General features: G+C 70.0%; 10 protein-coding genes. 4 read left to right on the top strand and 6 right to left on the bottom strand.

All coding sequences use genetic code 11. The annotated features are described in order from the left end of the window. Positions 1–754 precede the first annotated feature (754 nt). From WS70_RS25935 to cobA, 5 genes are all read right to left on the bottom strand, one after another. Complete coding sequence (locus WS70_RS25935; RefSeq protein WP_059598405.1) at positions 755–2,143, bottom strand: nucleobase:cation symporter-2 family protein; 1,389 nt, start codon at positions 2,141–2,143, stop codon at positions 755–757. Between the two features lie 89 nt (positions 2,144–2,232). Further along, on the bottom strand, positions 2,233–2,376 hold the full coding sequence (locus WS70_RS31895) for a hypothetical protein (RefSeq protein WP_159082969.1): 144 nt from the start codon (positions 2,374–2,376) through the stop codon (positions 2,233–2,235). A 74-nt stretch (positions 2,377–2,450) separates the two neighbouring features. Further along, positions 2,451–3,512 (bottom strand): CmpA/NrtA family ABC transporter substrate-binding protein, encoded by a 1,062-nt coding sequence (locus tag WS70_RS25925; protein WP_059598404.1) that lies wholly within the window; start codon positions 3,510–3,512, stop codon positions 2,451–2,453. Between the two features lie 17 nt (positions 3,513–3,529). Further along, a complete protein-coding gene (locus WS70_RS25920) occupies positions 3,530–4,126 on the bottom strand; it encodes an ANTAR domain-containing response regulator (protein ID WP_059472955.1) in 597 nt (198 codons plus the stop codon). 136 nt (positions 4,127–4,262) lie between these two features. Further along, positions 4,263–5,087, bottom strand: coding sequence for a uroporphyrinogen-III C-methyltransferase (gene cobA / locus WS70_RS25915; RefSeq protein ID WP_059598412.1), 825 nt, complete (start codon positions 5,085–5,087; stop codon positions 4,263–4,265). Between the two features lie 771 nt (positions 5,088–5,858). Between cobA and WS70_RS25905 the strand changes: the two genes are divergently transcribed. From WS70_RS25905 to WS70_RS25890, 4 genes are read left to right on the top strand one after another with little or no spacing between them, the layout of a single operon-like run. Next, on the top strand, positions 5,859–7,184 hold the full coding sequence (locus WS70_RS25905; RefSeq protein WP_059598403.1) for an MFS transporter: 1,326 nt from the start codon (positions 5,859–5,861) through the stop codon (positions 7,182–7,184). A 15-nt stretch (positions 7,185–7,199) separates the two neighbouring features. Then, positions 7,200–9,776, top strand: a complete 2,577-nt coding sequence (gene nirB, locus WS70_RS25900) for a nitrite reductase large subunit NirB (RefSeq protein ID WP_059472957.1) — start codon at positions 7,200–7,202, stop codon at positions 9,774–9,776. 37 nt (positions 9,777–9,813) lie between these two features. After that, a complete protein-coding gene (gene nirD / locus WS70_RS25895) occupies positions 9,814–10,167 on the top strand; it encodes a nitrite reductase small subunit NirD (protein WP_059472958.1) in 354 nt (117 codons plus the stop codon). Positions 10,168–10,198: 31 nt separating this feature from the next. Next, complete coding sequence (locus WS70_RS25890) at positions 10,199–14,425, top strand: bifunctional nitrate reductase/sulfite reductase flavoprotein subunit alpha (protein WP_059598402.1); 4,227 nt, start codon at positions 10,199–10,201, stop codon at positions 14,423–14,425. 19 nt (positions 14,426–14,444) lie between these two features. Here the strand turns inward: WS70_RS25890 and WS70_RS25885 are convergent, their stop codons facing one another. Beyond that, on the bottom strand, positions 14,445–14,783 hold the full coding sequence (locus WS70_RS25885; protein ID WP_082722436.1) for a hypothetical protein: 339 nt from the start codon (positions 14,781–14,783) through the stop codon (positions 14,445–14,447). Positions 14,784–14,869: the final 86 nt, after the last annotated feature.

Raw genomic sequence — 14,869 nt, 5'->3', positions numbered from 1 at the left:
GCGTCGCCGGACACGCGAAAGCACTGCTGAATGACGCTTCAATCGGGATGCCTTGTGCGAGACGGCCGGATGCTCGCGCTGTCGTGCCGGCTGCGGAATGCGTGCGGACGCTGCAACGTGCGGTTGCCGTGCGCGCATGGCGCGCGTAGCCGGAGCCGCTCGGGCCGGCGGAGCCGATCTGCGGCCGCCGATCGCGAGCCGGGCGGGATGCGGATGGAGCTCGGCGCATGGATGCGCATCGAGCCGGCCGAGGGCGACGCGAGCCTATCGCGCCTCGGCGGAAACGTTCGGACTTCGGCTACGTCGCGTGCTGCGCGCTCGCTTCCACACGTAGGCGTGGGACGTCAGCACCATCGCATGCTAAATCAATCGTCACACGATTGGGGCGGGAATGCAGATCGCCATGAGCGTTGCCGATACGAATTCTTGTTAATGGCTCGAAGAAGAATTGAATTGATAATCCTGATTCAATAATCGATCGTGTCGTCCGCGCTCGATTCGCGAAAAGATGCTTCCGTGTTTTAGTGAGGATGTCGTACTGCTCTGATTGTTTTTAACGCGTATCGATATTTCAATGGCCGGCTACATTCTTGCGATGCAATTTGCAATCTGGCCACCTGTCCGGCTGTCCGTCGCGTCCAGGTGTCGGGCGCTCGTCGTGACAAGCGAGACGGACCGGCGGCGTTCGCTTATCCGGGCCGTTCGATGCGACAGCGCGGCCAGGCATTTTTGGCCGGGCGGCCCCGTCGGCGCTTCATTGCTTCTCCGGCAGGAACCAGTTCATCACGAGCGCGCAGATGCCGCCCGTGGCGACGCCCGATTCCAGCACGCTCTTGAGCGCGTGCGGCAGGCTGGTCAGGATCTCCGGCACTTGGGACACGCCGAGGCCGAGCGCCAGGGAGACGGCGATGATCAGCAGTGCGCGGCGGTCGAGCCGGATGCCGGCGAGGATGTTGATGCCGGAAGCGGCCACCGCGCCGAACATCACCATCGCGGCGCCGCCCAGCACGGGCTCGGGCACCGCTTGCAGGACGCCTGCGACGGAGGGAAACAGGCCCAGCAGGACGAGCATGCCCGCGATCCAGATGCCCACATGGCGGCTGGCGATGCCGGTGAGCTGGATCACGCCGTTGTTCTGGGCGAAGACGGAACTGGGGAGGGTGTTGAAGACGCCGGCCAGCAGCGAGTTGGCTCCGTTGACCAGCACGCCGCCCTTGATGCGCCGCATCCACAGCGGGCCTTCGACAGGCTGCCTGGAGATCTTGCTGGTGGCGGTGACGTCGCCGATGGCTTCGAGCGAAGTAACCAGGTAGATGATCAGCATCGGCACGAACAGCGGCCATGAGAAGCCCAGGCCGAAGTGCAGCGGCGTGGGGATCTGGAACAGCGCGGCTTCGCGCGCGCCGGTGAAGTCGAGGCGGCCCATGGCGGCGGCCGCGAGATAGCCGATCGCGAGCGCGATGACGAGCGCGGTGCTGCGCACCCAGACGACGGGCACCCGGTTGAGCAGGATGATGGTGCCCAAGACGAGGCCGGAGAGGGTCAGGTTTTCTGCGCTGGCGAAGCTGCCCTTGGACATGGCGCTGTAGCCGCCGCCCATGCTGATGAGGCCGACCTTGATGAGGGTGAGGCCGATCAGCAGGACCACGATGCCGGTGACGAGCGGGGTGATGAGGCGTTTGACGAAGGGCAGGATGCGGGAAACGCCCATCTCGACGAAGGAGCCGGCGATGACGACGCCGAAGATCGCGGCCATCACGGTTTCGACCGGCGTGCCCTGCTTGACCATCAGGCTGCCACCGGCGATGAGCGGGCCGACGAAGTTGAAGCTGGTGCCCTGGACGATGAGCAGGCCGGCGCCCAGCGGGCCGAAGCGCCTGCACTGGACGAACGTCGCGATGCCTGAGATCACCAGCGACATCGACACGATCAGCGTCGTATCGCGACTGGGCACGCCCAAGGCCTGGCAGATCAGCAGGCCCGGCGTGACGATCGGCACCAGGATCGCCAGCAAGTGTTGCAGGGCGGCGACGATGGCGACCATCGGGGCAGGCCGGTCGTCGGGGCCGTAGACGAGATCGTGGGCGGATTCGGCGTCGTCGGCGCTGCGGGAAGCGGGTTGGGCGAAGGGGGCGGGTTGCATGGCGGAAGGGCCGGTTCAGGTGGAAAGTGCGGGATTTTAACGGGAAGGCCCCGCCTGCACCCGCCAAGCCGCCGGTTGGCTGTCCGCGCTTACGCCACCTGGGCGTGGAGTCCGCGCATCAGCGCGTCGAAGGTCGCTTGCGGCACGAGCGAGGACGGCTGAACGGCCGAGCCGTCGCGAGGGGCCGCGGGCCCTTCGCGACGCGCCTCGATGCGCGCGCGAATCGTCGACATGGCGATCGGTTCGCGCGCGCCGCCGGGCAACCGTCGCGTGATCGTGCGATCGGTCGCGTGACGACAGCCGCGCGTCAATCGACGCGCTTCGCCCCCGCCAGCGCCGCCGCCTCGTCATAGATCGCCGTCTGCGCGATGCCGCCCGCCACCGCCGCATCGTCGACGTCCCCGCTCATCATCCCCCAGCGCCGGTACTGCGACAGGAACCACATCCCATCGCTCGCGGCCGGCCGATTCACCGTTCCGTGCTCGTGGAACTTGATCGGCGCAGGCGGCTGCGCAAACGGCCCCGCGCCGTAGTCGCCGAGCAGCCGCGGCGCAATCTGCCCGACCGGCACGCCGATCGCGTCCGGCTCGGCCAGCCATGCGGCCGCCGTCACCCGGTGGTTCGAGTCGTCGAGCCATTCGCACGCATCGAGCAACGTGCGCACCAGCAGGCGCGCTGTGTTCGGATACAGCGCGACGAACTCGCGCCGGCACGCGAGCGCCTTTTCCGGATGATCGGGCCAGACTTCGCTCGTCGCCGCGACCGTCCTGCCCGCGCCGCGCGCCTCGGCGACCGCGTTCCACGGCTCGCCGACGCATAGCCCGTCGAGCTCGCCTGCCGCGAGCGCGCCGACCATCTCCGGCGGCGGAATCACGACGCTGCGGATGTCGCGCAGCGGATCGACGCCGCGCGCTGCGAGCCAGTGATACAGCCACATCGCGTGCGTGCCGGTCGGGAACGTCTGCGCGAACACGGGGCGCCGGCCGAGCGTCGCGAGCGCGGCCTTCAGGTCGCCCGACGCGCGGTAGGCGTCGGCGAGCCGGCTCGAGAACGTGATCGCCTGGCCGTTGCGGTTCAGCACCATCAGCACCGCCATGTCGGCGCGCGGCCCGCCGATGCCGAGCTGCACGCCGTAGACGAGCCCATGCAGCGCGTGCGCGGCGTCGAGCTCGCCCGACAGCAGCTTGTCGCGGATGCTCGCCCACGACGGCTGCCGGCACAGCTCGAGCGTGAGGCCATGGCGTTCGCCGAGCCCGAGCCGCTGCGCGGCGACGAGCGGCGCGGCGTCGCTCAGCGCGACGAAGCCGATGCGCAGACGGCGGCGTTCCGGTGCGTCGAGAGTCGCTGTGTTGATGCGCGCTGTGTTCATGCGTATTGCACCTTCGATCAAGATTGCGTGTGCGCCGCGAGCAGCCGGCGGGCGGCCTCGACGATCCGGATGCCCTGATCCATCGCGCTGCGGCGCAGCGTCGCGTACGCGTCCTGTTCGGACAGCTTGCGGCGGTCCATCAGCATGCGCTTCGCGCGGTCGATCAGCTTGCGGTCGGCGAGCTCGCTCTCGACTTCGGCGAGCCGCTGGCGCAACTGCTCGTCGTGCGAGAAGCGCGCGAGCGCGACTTCGAGGATCGGCGCGAGCCGCCCGGCGGACAGACCCTCGATCAGATACGCGCTCACGCCCGCGCCGACCGCCGCGCGGATCAGCTGCTGGTCGGCGTCGTGGCTGAACATCAGCACGGGGCGCGGCGCGGTCGCGTTCATCACCGCGAGCTGCTCGAGCGTGTCGCGCGACGGCGATTCGGTGTCGATGATCACGACGTCCGGCCGCTGCTCCTCGACGGCCGCGGGCAGCCGCGCGGGCGTCGCGACCTCGTCGAGCATCTCGTAGCCGAGGCGCGCGAGCGTGTCGCGCAGCTCGCCGATCGGCTTGTCGGTGTCGGTGACGAGCAGCACGCGCAGCTTGGAGGATTGGTCGGTCGATCCCATGTGTCAGGCGGAAGAGGCGGGCGCGTCGCGGCGGCGCTCGCCCATGCGTTTTTTTACCATATGCGCGCGGACGCGGCGGGCAAGCGCCGGCATGCGCCGCTCGCGCCGCTCGCGCCGCTCGCGCCGCTCAGGCCGCTCAGGCCGCGTGCGGGATTCGGCGGCGATCGGCCGCGTGCAACGCGGCGTGCGCATCGCCCGAAAGCGCGCGCGCATTCGCATTCAGCGTCGCGTGCGCGCCGTCGATCGCGAGCGCTTCGCCGATCGCGCGGCCGACGAAGATCACGGCCGGGCTGCCGAGCCCCGCTTCGGCTGCGCCGGACGCGAGATGCCCGAGCGTGCCGGTCCAGCGCCGCTCGGCCGGCGTGCCCGCCCACTGGACGACGGCGGCGGGCGTCGCGGCGTCGAGCGCCGAGCGCAGCCCCGCGGCGATCCGGTCGATGCGGCTCATTCCCATGTAGATCGCGAGCGTCGTGCCGGCCGCGGCGAGGCTCGCCCAGTCGGGCTCGCCGTGATCCTGCAGGTGCGCGGTGACGAACGTCACGCCCTGGCAGTGATCGCGATGCGTGAGCGACACGCCGAGGCTCGCCGCGGCCGCGAAGCCCGACGAGATCCCGTTGACGATCTCATACTGCACGCCCGCCGCGCGCAACGCAGCGATCTCTTCGCCGGCGCGGCCGAACAGCAGCACGTCGCCGCCCTTGGCGCGCACGACGTGCGCGCCGCGCAGCGCGTGGCGGCACATCAGCCGCTCGATGAACGCCTGCGGCGTCGACCGGCAGCCGCCGCGCTTGCCGACGCGGATCACGCGCGCGCGCGGCGCGAGCGCGGCGATGTCCGGATTGACGAGATCGTCGAGCAGCAGCACGTCGGCGGCCGCGAGCGCCTTCGCGGCCTTGAGCGTCAGAAGGTCCAGATCGCCGGGGCCGGCGCCGAGCAGCGTGACTTTGCCCATCGTGTTCATCTTCGTCTCCCCATGCCGCCCGGGCGGCGCGTCTGCGGCGAATGCGCTTCGCCAAAAAAAGAACGGCGTCCTGCGCACGCGGTCGGCGAAGCGGCCGGATGCGTAGGACACCGTTGTCCAAGTGGACCGTCCGTCGGCGGACGATCCGGAGATGCTGCGCGATCCTGCACCGGCGTCGTTGCCGATGACGCTTCACATCCAGCAATATCCGGGCCAGCGGCGGGCGCGCACGCGCCGAAGCGGCGCGGAGATGGCGCGATCGTGCTCGCGCGCGTCGCGGGCGAGCAGGCGTCGCGCGCGATGCGCGAGCGCTCAGACCGGCGTCGGCGCGCGGGTGCCGCCTCGCCGGCGCGGGCGAAGCCGTGGCGCAAGCGTCGGCACACGCGCCGCACGACGCGCGCGCCATCGATCGCGCGGCCTCGCCGCCGACGCGCGGCGCGCGGCCCAAAACCCGCCGCCGCACCCGCCCCCGCGCCGACATGTCGCACGCGGACAGTGCTGCATCGCACCAGATCTGTGCTTCACTGCCTCACCGCGCATCGTCGGCGCGCGGCGCGAAAACCGTGCACGTCGGCGCAATGCCGCGCCGCATCTCGTTTTCGGCTTGCTGGCACGCCGCTTGCCTAGCGATCTTCGGGCGAGTCAATGACGATTCGCTTCGCAGCACCGAATATCGATCCGCCCGGCAACGGGCTTCCTGGGCAACGGCGTCCTACGCATCCGGTCACTCGACCGGGTTCGCAGGACGCCGTTTTCGTTTGGTGAGACAAGATGTCCGACAAAGCCACCCGCATCGACCTTCTCGACTGGCGCACCGCGCCGATGCGCGCCTTTCATCTGACGTGGATGGCGTTCTTCGTGTGTTTCTTCGCGTGGTTCGCGTGCGCGCCGCTGATGCCGCTCATCGCACGCGAATTCGGGCTGAGCGCCGATCAGGTCGCGAACGTCAACATCGCGGCCGTCGCGGCGACGATCGCCGTGCGGCTCGTCGTCGGTCCGCTGTGCGACCGCTTCGGCCCGCGCCGCGTTTATGCGGGGCTGCTCGCGCTCGGCGCGATTCCGGTGTTCGCGGTGTCGTTCTCGCATGACTACCTGACGTTCCTGCTGTGCCGCCTCGGCATCGGCGCGATCGGCGCGAGCTTCGTGATCACGCAGTACCACACGTCGGTGATGTTCGCGCCGAACGTCGTCGGCACCGCGAACGCGACGGCCGCCGGCTGGGGCAACGCGGGCGCGGGCGCCGCGCAGGCCGCGATGCCGCTCCTGATCGCCGCCGCGCTGATGCTCGGGTTCGGCGACGCGTCTGCTTGGCGCGCCGCGCTCGCAGCGCCGGGCGTCGCGATGCTCGTGATGGCGGTCGTCTACTGGCGCTGCACGCAGGATTGCCCGCAGGGCGATTTCGTCGCGCTGCGCGCGCGCGGCGTGACGATCGACAGCGGCAAGAAGGGCGGCTTCGCGAGCTTTTCCGCCGCGTGCGCGAACTACCGCGTGTGGATGCTGTTCGTCACCTATGGCGCGTGCTTCGGCGTCGAGGTGTTCATGCACAACATCGCCGCGCTCTATTACGTCAATCACTTCCAGCTGTCGCTGAAGGACGCGGGCCTCGCCGCCGGCATCTTCGGCCTTCTCGCGCTGTTCGCGCGCGCGCTGGGCGGCTGGCTGTCCGATCGCGTCGCCGCGCGCCGGGGGCTCGACGTGCGCGCGACGCTGCTGTTCATGCTGATCGTCGGCGAGGGGCTCGGGCTCCTGGGGTTCGCGCATGCGGGCAGCGTCGCGATCGCCGTCGCCGCGATGGTCGCGTTCGGTCTCTTCACGCACATGGCGTGCGGCGCGACGTACGCGCTCGTGCCGTTCATCGACCGCCGCGCGCTCGGCGGCGTCGCGGGGATCGTCGGCGCGGGCGGCAATGTCGGCGCGGTCGCGGCCGGCTTCCTGATGAAGGGCGTCGGCGATATCCAACAAACGCTCACGCTGCTAGGCCTATTCGTCACCGTTTCCGCGTTCTGCGCGCTCGCGGTACGGTTCAGCGCCGAGCACAAGGCTCGCGAGGCGGCGCTGCGCGACCGCGCGCTCGCCGCGAACGGCTTCACGAATTAACAGAGGGCATCCATCATGAAAATCGTCGTCATCGGTCACGGGATGGTCGGTCACAAGCTGCTCGAATGCATCGCGGCCGGCGCGCGGGACGCGTCGGCCGCGCCGCAGGTCGCGGTGATCTGCGAGGAGCCGCGTCCCGCGTACGACCGCGTCCATCTGTCCGAATTCTTCGCGGGCAAGTCGGCCGACGATCTGTCGCTCGTCGAGCCGGGCTTCTTCGAGCGTCATCCGAACTTCCGTCTGCTGCTCGACACGAAGGCGGTCGCGATCGATCGCGACGCGCACACGGTCACGCTGTCGACGGGCGAGACGCTCGCATACGACAAGCTCGTGCTCGCGACCGGCTCGACGCCGTTCGTGCCGCCCGTGCCAGGCCGCGAGCGCGCCGATTGCTTCGTGTACCGAACGATCGAGGATCTCGAAGCGATGCAGGCGTGCGGCGTGCGCGCGAAGTCGGGTGTCGTCGTCGGCGGGGGCCTTCTCGGTCTCGAATGCGCGAAGGCGCTGCGCGACATGGGGCTCGCGACGCACGTCGTCGAGTTCGCGCCGCGCCTGATGGCGGTGCAGGTCGACGAAGGCGGCGGCCGGATGCTGCGCGGCAAGATCGAGGCGCTCGGCGTGAGGGTGCACGTGGGCAAGAACACGCTCGCGATCGTCGACGGCGAGACGGGCGCGCACCGGATGGAATTCGCCGACGGCACGCATCTCGACGCCGACATGATCGTGTTCTCCGCGGGCATCCGGCCGCGCGACGAGATCGCGCGGCAGTGCGGGCTCGAGATCGGCACGCGCGGCGGCGTGGCGATCGACAGCAACTGCCGGACGAGCGATGCGGACATCTACGCGATCGGCGAATGCGCGGCGTGGAACGGCCAGACCTTCGGTCTCGTCGCGCCCGGCTACGACATGGCGCGCGTCGTAGCGCAGCAGTTCGCGGGCGGCGACGGCGCGTTCACCGGCGCGGACATGAGCACGAAGCTCAAGCTGATGGGCGTCGACGTCGCGAGCATCGGCGATGCGCACGGCAAGACGCCCGGCTGCCGCACGTACCAGTTCGCCGACGAGCGCAAAGCAGTCTACAAGAAGCTCGTCGTGTCCGAATGCGGCAAGGAACTGCTCGGCGCGGTGATGGTCGGCGACGCGGCCGAGTACGGCACGCTGCTGCAGATGATGCTGAACCGGATCGAGCTGCCGGACGCGCCGGAATTCCTGATCCTGCCGCAGGCGTCCGGCGGCGCGAAGCCGGCGCTCGGCGTCGACGCGCTGCCGGACGCCGCGCAGATCTGCTCGTGCAACAACGTGACGAAGGCGCAACTCTGCGAAGCGGTCGCGGGCGGCGCGGCGAGCATCGGCGCGCTGAAGCGCTGCACCGGCGCGGGCACGTCGTGCGGCGGCTGCGTGCCGCTCGTCACGCAGGTGATGAAGGCCGAGATGAAGAAGCAGGGCCTCGACGTCGACAACCACCTGTGCGAGCACTTCCCGCATTCGCGGCAGGCGCTCTATCACCTGGTGCGCGTCGAGCGGATCAAGACGTTCGGCGCGCTGTTGAAGAAGCATGGCCGCGGCCTCGGCTGCGACGTCTGCAAGCCGGCCGTCGCGGGCATCCTCGCATCGTGCTGGAACGAATTCGTGCTGAAGAAGGAGCACGCGGGCCTGCAGGATTCGAACGACTACTTCCTCGCGAACATCCAGCGCGACGGCACGTATTCGGTCGTGCCGCGGATGCCGGGCGGCGAGGTCACGCCCGAAGGGCTGATCGCGGTCGGCCAGGTCGCGAAGAAATACGGCCTCTACACGAAGATCACGGGCGGTCAGCGCGTCGATCTGTTCGGCGCGCGCGTCGAGCAGTTGCCGCTCATCTGGGAAGCGTTGATCGCGGCCGGCTTCGAATCGGGCCACGCATATGGCAAGTCGGTGCGCACGGTGAAATCGTGCGTCGGCTCGACGTGGTGCCGCTACGGCGTCGGCGATTCGGTCGGCCTCGCGATCGCGCTCGAGAACCGCTACAAGGGGCTGCGCGCGCCGCACAAGCTGAAATTCGGCGTATCCGGCTGCACGCGCGAATGCGCGGAGGCGCAGGGCAAGGACATCGGCGTGATCGCGACCGAGAAGGGCTGGAACCTGTACGTGTGCGGCAACGGCGGGATGAAGCCGCGCCACGCGGAACTGCTCGCCGCCGACCTCGACCGCGACACGCTCGTTCGCTACATCGACCGCTTCCTGATGTTCTACGTCCGCACCGCCGACCGGCTGCAGCGCACGAGCGTGTGGCGCGACAACCTCGAAGGCGGGCTCGACTACCTGATCGACGTCGTCGTCCACGACAAGCTCGGGCTCGCGGCGGAGCTCGAGGCCGAGATGCAGCACGTCGTCGACACGTACGAATGCGAATGGAAGAAAGCCGTCACCGATCCGGCGACGCGCCGCCGCTTCCGCCATTTCGTCAACAGCGACGCGTCCGATTCGACGATCGCGTTCGTCGAGGCGCGCGGCCAGATCCGCCCGGCGACGTTGGACGAACGCGACGCGCACGCGGCCGACGCGAGCCGCCTGCGCGAGGCCGAGGCGGAAATCACGACCGAAACGGCTTGAACGTCCCGTCATCGTCAGTTACAGCAAGGAGGACACCATGAGCAGCCATCGAGACGCATCCGCGTGGACGCCCGTCTGCGCGCTCGACGACATCGTGCCGAACACGGGCGTGTGCGCGCTCGTCAATGGCGAGCAGGTCGCCGTATTCCACGTCGACGACGGCGGCGGGTGCGGCCGCGCGTTCGCGATCGGCAACGTCGATCCGCATTCGCAGGCCGCCGTGCTGTCGCGCGGGCTGATCGGCAGCCTCGGCGAGCGGGTCGTCGTCGCGTCGCCGCTCTACAAGCATCACTTCGACCTGCGCACGGGCGAGTGCCTCGAAGCGCCGGACAAGTCGGTGAACGCGTATCCGTCGCGCATCGAGGACGGCTACGTGTGGATCGCCGCGTGACGCGCGCGAACTGATCGCGAGGCGAGCGAACATGGCGAGCGCGAGCGTGAAGACGGTGTGCCCGTACTGCGGCGTCGGCTGCGGGATGGTGCTGCACGTCGAGGACGGCGAGGTGGTCAAGGTGTCCGGCGACACCGAGCATCCGGCCAACTTCGGCCGGCTGTGCACGAAGGGCTCGTCGGCGCACGTCGCGCTGCGCAACGCGGGCCGCCTGGAGCGCGCGTTCGTGCGCGACGCGCGCGACCGCGATCCGGCGCCCGTGCCGATCGCCGACGCGATCGCCGAGACCGCGCGCCGGCTGCGCGCGGCGCTCGACGCGCACGGCCCCGACGCGCTCGCGTTCTACGTGTCGGGCCAGATGTCGCTCGAAGCGCAGTATCTCGTCAACAAGCTCGCGAAAGGCTACGTGCGCACGCCGCACATCGAATCGAACTCGCGGCTTTGCATGGCGAGCGCGGGGAGCGGCTACAAGCTGTCGCTCGGCGCGGACGGCCCGCCCGGCTCGTATCAGGACTTCGATCGCGCGGACCTGTTCTTCGTGATCGGCTCGAACATGGCGGACTGCCATCCGATCCTGTTCCTGCGGATGATGGACCGCGTGAAGGCGGGCGCGAAGCTGATCGTCGTCGATCCGCGCCGCACCGCGACCGCGGACAAGGCGGATCTCTTCCTGCAGATCAAGCCGGGCGCCGACCTCGCGCTGATGAACGGCCTGCTCTATCTGCTGCACGCGAACGGCAAGACCGACGCGGACTTCATCGCCGCGCACACCGAAGGCTGGGACGCGATGCCCGGCTTTCTCGACGCATACGCGCCGGACAAGGCCGCCGGGATCACCGGCATCGCCGAAGCCGACATCCGGCTCGCCGCGCAATGGATCGGCGACGCGCGCGAGTGGACGAGCTGCTGGACGATGGGGCTCAACCAGAGCACGCACGGCACCTGGAACACGAACGCGATCTGCAACCTGCATCTCGCGACGGGCAGGATCTGCCGGCCGGGCAGCGGCCCGTTCTCGCTGACCGGCCAGCCGAACGCGATGGGTGGCCGCGAGATGGGCTACATGGGGCCGGGGCTGCCCGGCCAGCGGTCGGCGCTCGACGACGAAGACCGCCGCTTCGTCGAGGACGTGTGGAGCCTGCCGGCCGGCACGCTCAGAAAGGATGCGGGCGGCGGCACCGTCGACCTGTTCGCGAAGATGGCCGCGGGCGACGTCAAGGCGTGCTGGATCATCTGCACGAATCCGGCGGCGACCGTCGCGAACCGCAAGAACGTGATCGCGGGGTTGCAGGCGGCGGACGTCGTGATCGTGCAGGACGCGTTCCTCGACACCGAAACCAACCGCTACGCGGACATCCTGCTGCCGGGCGCGCTGTGGGCGGAAGCGGAAGGCGTGATGATCAACTCGGAGCGCAACCTGACGCTGATGCGGCAGGCGGTCGAGCCGCCCGGCGGCGCGTGGCCGGACTGGCGGATCGTCGCGGCGGTCGCGCGCGAGATGGGCTACGGCGACGCGTTCGACTATCGTTCGGCCTCCGATGTGTTCGACGAGATCAAGCGCTTCGCGAATCCGAAGACGGGCTACGACCTGCGCGGCGCGAGCCACGCGGCGCTGCGTGACACGCCGCTGCAATGGCCTTGCCCGCCGGACGACGGGCAGGACCGCCATCCGATCCGCTATCTGAACGACGGCGCGAGCCGGCCGCGCGCGACGCTGCCCGACGGCGCGGCGCCGGCGCTCGCGTTCCCGACGCCGACCGGCAAGGCGCGCTTCTTCGCGCGTCCGCACGCCGCGGCGGCCGAGACGCCGACGCCCGAATTCCCGATCGTGCTGAATACGGGCCGCCTGCAGCATCAATGGCATACGATGACGAAGACGGGCAAGGTCGCGATGCTGAACAAGCTGAATCCGCGTCCGTTCGTCGAGATCCATCCGGACGACGCGGCCGCGCTGTCGATCGCGGCGAAGGACGCGGTCGAGATCCGCTCGGCGCGCGGCCGCGCGGTGCTGCCCGCCGTCGTCACCGATCGCGTGCGGCCGGGCGCGTGCTTCGCGCCGATGCACTGGAACGACGTGTACGGCGACGACCTGTGCGTGAACGCGGTCACGAACGACGCGGTCGATCCGGTGTCGCTGCAACCCGGACTCAAATTCTGCGCGGTCGCGCTCGCGCGCGTCGACGCGGTCGACGATGCGGGCGATGACGGCCGCGCGTCGCTCGCCGAATCGCGCAATGCGCGGGCCGGCGCGGTGTCCGGGGCGTCGTTCGAAGCCGCCGACGCCGCGCCCAAGGAACTGGACATGTCCGATATCGACACCTTCGCCGCGCTGCTGGGCGTTCCGGCTGCGGCGAGCGCGCCGCGGCTCACCGACGCGGAGCGCGTCTACGTCGCAGGCTTCGTCAGCGGCCTGCGCGCCGCCGAAGGCGGGCGGCCGGGCGGCGTGCCGGTGCTGCCGGCGAGCGCGCCGCTTGCGGGCGACACGCGTCTGTGGGTCGACGGGCTGCTCGCCGGGCTGTTCAGCCGCGTGTCCGGCGAGGCTTCGGCAGCGGCTTGCGCACGCGCCGCCTCGACGGTGTCCGCGTCGCCCGCGTCGGCCGATGCGTCGCCCGCGCCGAGCGGCGTGCGGATCGTGCGCACGCGGCCGAAGGTCGTGCTGCTGTGGGCGTCGCAGACGGGCAACGTCGAATCGCTGACCGAGCGTTACGCGACGCAATTGATGGATTCGGGCTTCGAGATCCGCGTCGCGTGCATGGCCGACTATCCGGCCGCCGCGCTCGCGAAAGCGCAGTACGTGCTGCTGATGACGAGCACGTTCGGCGACGGCGACGCGCCCGACAACGGCCAGGAATTCTGGACGGCGCTCGATGCGGCGGACGCCGCGCGGCTCGACGGCGTCCGCTACGCGGTGCTCGCGTTCGGCGACCGCAACTACGACCTGTTCTGCGGCCACGGCCGCCGGCTCGACGCGCGGCTCGCGGAGCGCGGCGCGGCGCGCCTCGTCGAGCGCGTCGATTGCGACGCCGAATACCAGCCGGCCGCCGACGCGTGGCTCGACCGCGTGATCGCGCGAATCAAGGAAGAGGACGCGGCGCTGCACGCGGTGCCGGCGGACGGGATGATCCCGTCGGGCGCGATTCCGACGAAGACGCGCCCGGCCGCGTCGCGGCTCGTCGCGAACCTGCGGCTCAACGAGCCGGGCGCGGCGAAGGATACGCGCTACGTGTCGCTGTCGACGGACGGCGCGGCGATCGAGTACGAAACGGGCGACGCGCTCGGCGTGTGGCCGACGAACTGCCCGGAACTCGTCGACGAGCTGCTGACGCTCACGCATCTGAAGCCGGACACGCCGGTGACGGTCGCGGGCGTCGGCGAGCTGCGCGTTGCCGACGCGCTCGCCAGGCACCTCGACATCACGCGGCCGCATCCGGACGCGCTCGCGTTCATCGCGTCGCGCAGCCGCGCGGGCGGCGCGCTGAAGCGCCTGCTCGGCGACGACCGCAAGGCGGACCTGAAAAACTGGCTGTGGGGGCAGCAGCTCGCCGACGTGCTGCACGAGTTTCCTGTCGAGCTGTCGGCGGCCGAGCTCGCCGGGATGCTGAAGCGCCTGCAGCCGCGCCTCTATTCGATCGCGTCGAGCCCGAACGCGCACCGCGGCGAGATCCATCTGACCGTGTCGGCGGTCCGATACAGCAACGGGCGGCGACAGCGCAAGGGCGTCGCGTCGACGTTCCTCGCGGATCGCGCGGCCGACGCGGGCGTGCCGGTGTTCGTGCAGAAGTCCGCGCATTTCCGGCCGCCCGCAAGCGGCGACGCGCCGATCGTGATGGTCGGGCCGGGCACGGGCATCGCGCCGTTTCGCGGCTTTCTGCACGAACGCCGCGCGCGCGGCGCGAAGGGGCGCAACTGGCTGTTCTTCGGCGAGCAGCATGCGGACACCGATTTTTACTACCGCGACGAGCTCACGCAGATGCAGGCGGACGGTTTCCTGACGCAGCTCGATCTCGCGTTCTCGCGCGACCAGAAAGAGAAGATCTACGTGCAGGACCGGATGCTCGAACAGGGCGCGGCGCTATGGGCGTGGCTCGCGGAGGGCGCGCATTTCTACGTGTGCGGCGACGCGGCGCGCATGGCGAAGGACGTCGACGCGGCGTTGAAGACGATCGTCGCGCGGCATGGGGGGATGACGGACGAGCAGGCGGCGGACTACGTCGCACGGCTCGCAAAGGACAAGCGTTATGCGCGAGACGTTTATTGAAGCGGAGGCGGCGCCCGACTCACGGGACACCGCTTATCGCGGACCGAAGCAGATGTACGGGCGGTGGCGGCAGATGCAGTCGCGCCGGCGCGGCAGGCGCGTCTCGTGGGCGGCGCGCGGCAGGCCGTCGGCCGGAACGGGCCTTTGCGCGGGCAAGACGCCGGCCAACGCCGCGTCCTGAGTCGAGCGCCCGTTCGCGGGCGGCATGATGTTTCGATCGCGCGCCGGCGCGCACGCGCGTCGCGGCGTTCGGCTCGCGTTGGCGATCGCCGTTGGGGGCGGCGTGTCCGGCTTCGTTCGGGGTGTTGGATGCCGCGCGCGATGCGCGGCGGAAGAAGCGATGCTTGAGTTTCAACATGTCGAGATTCCGAACGGATGGCTCGCGCGCGGGCCGGATTGCGGCGACTCGACCGGCGCGCGATGAGAATGGACGAGGCGGCCGGG

It is taken from the genome of Burkholderia mayonis (assembly GCF_001523745.2).
Classification (GTDB): domain Bacteria; phylum Pseudomonadota; class Gammaproteobacteria; order Burkholderiales; family Burkholderiaceae; genus Burkholderia; species Burkholderia mayonis.
Note: the sequence above shows the minus strand (reverse complement) of the source record. Positions and strands in the feature narration are given on the sequence as shown.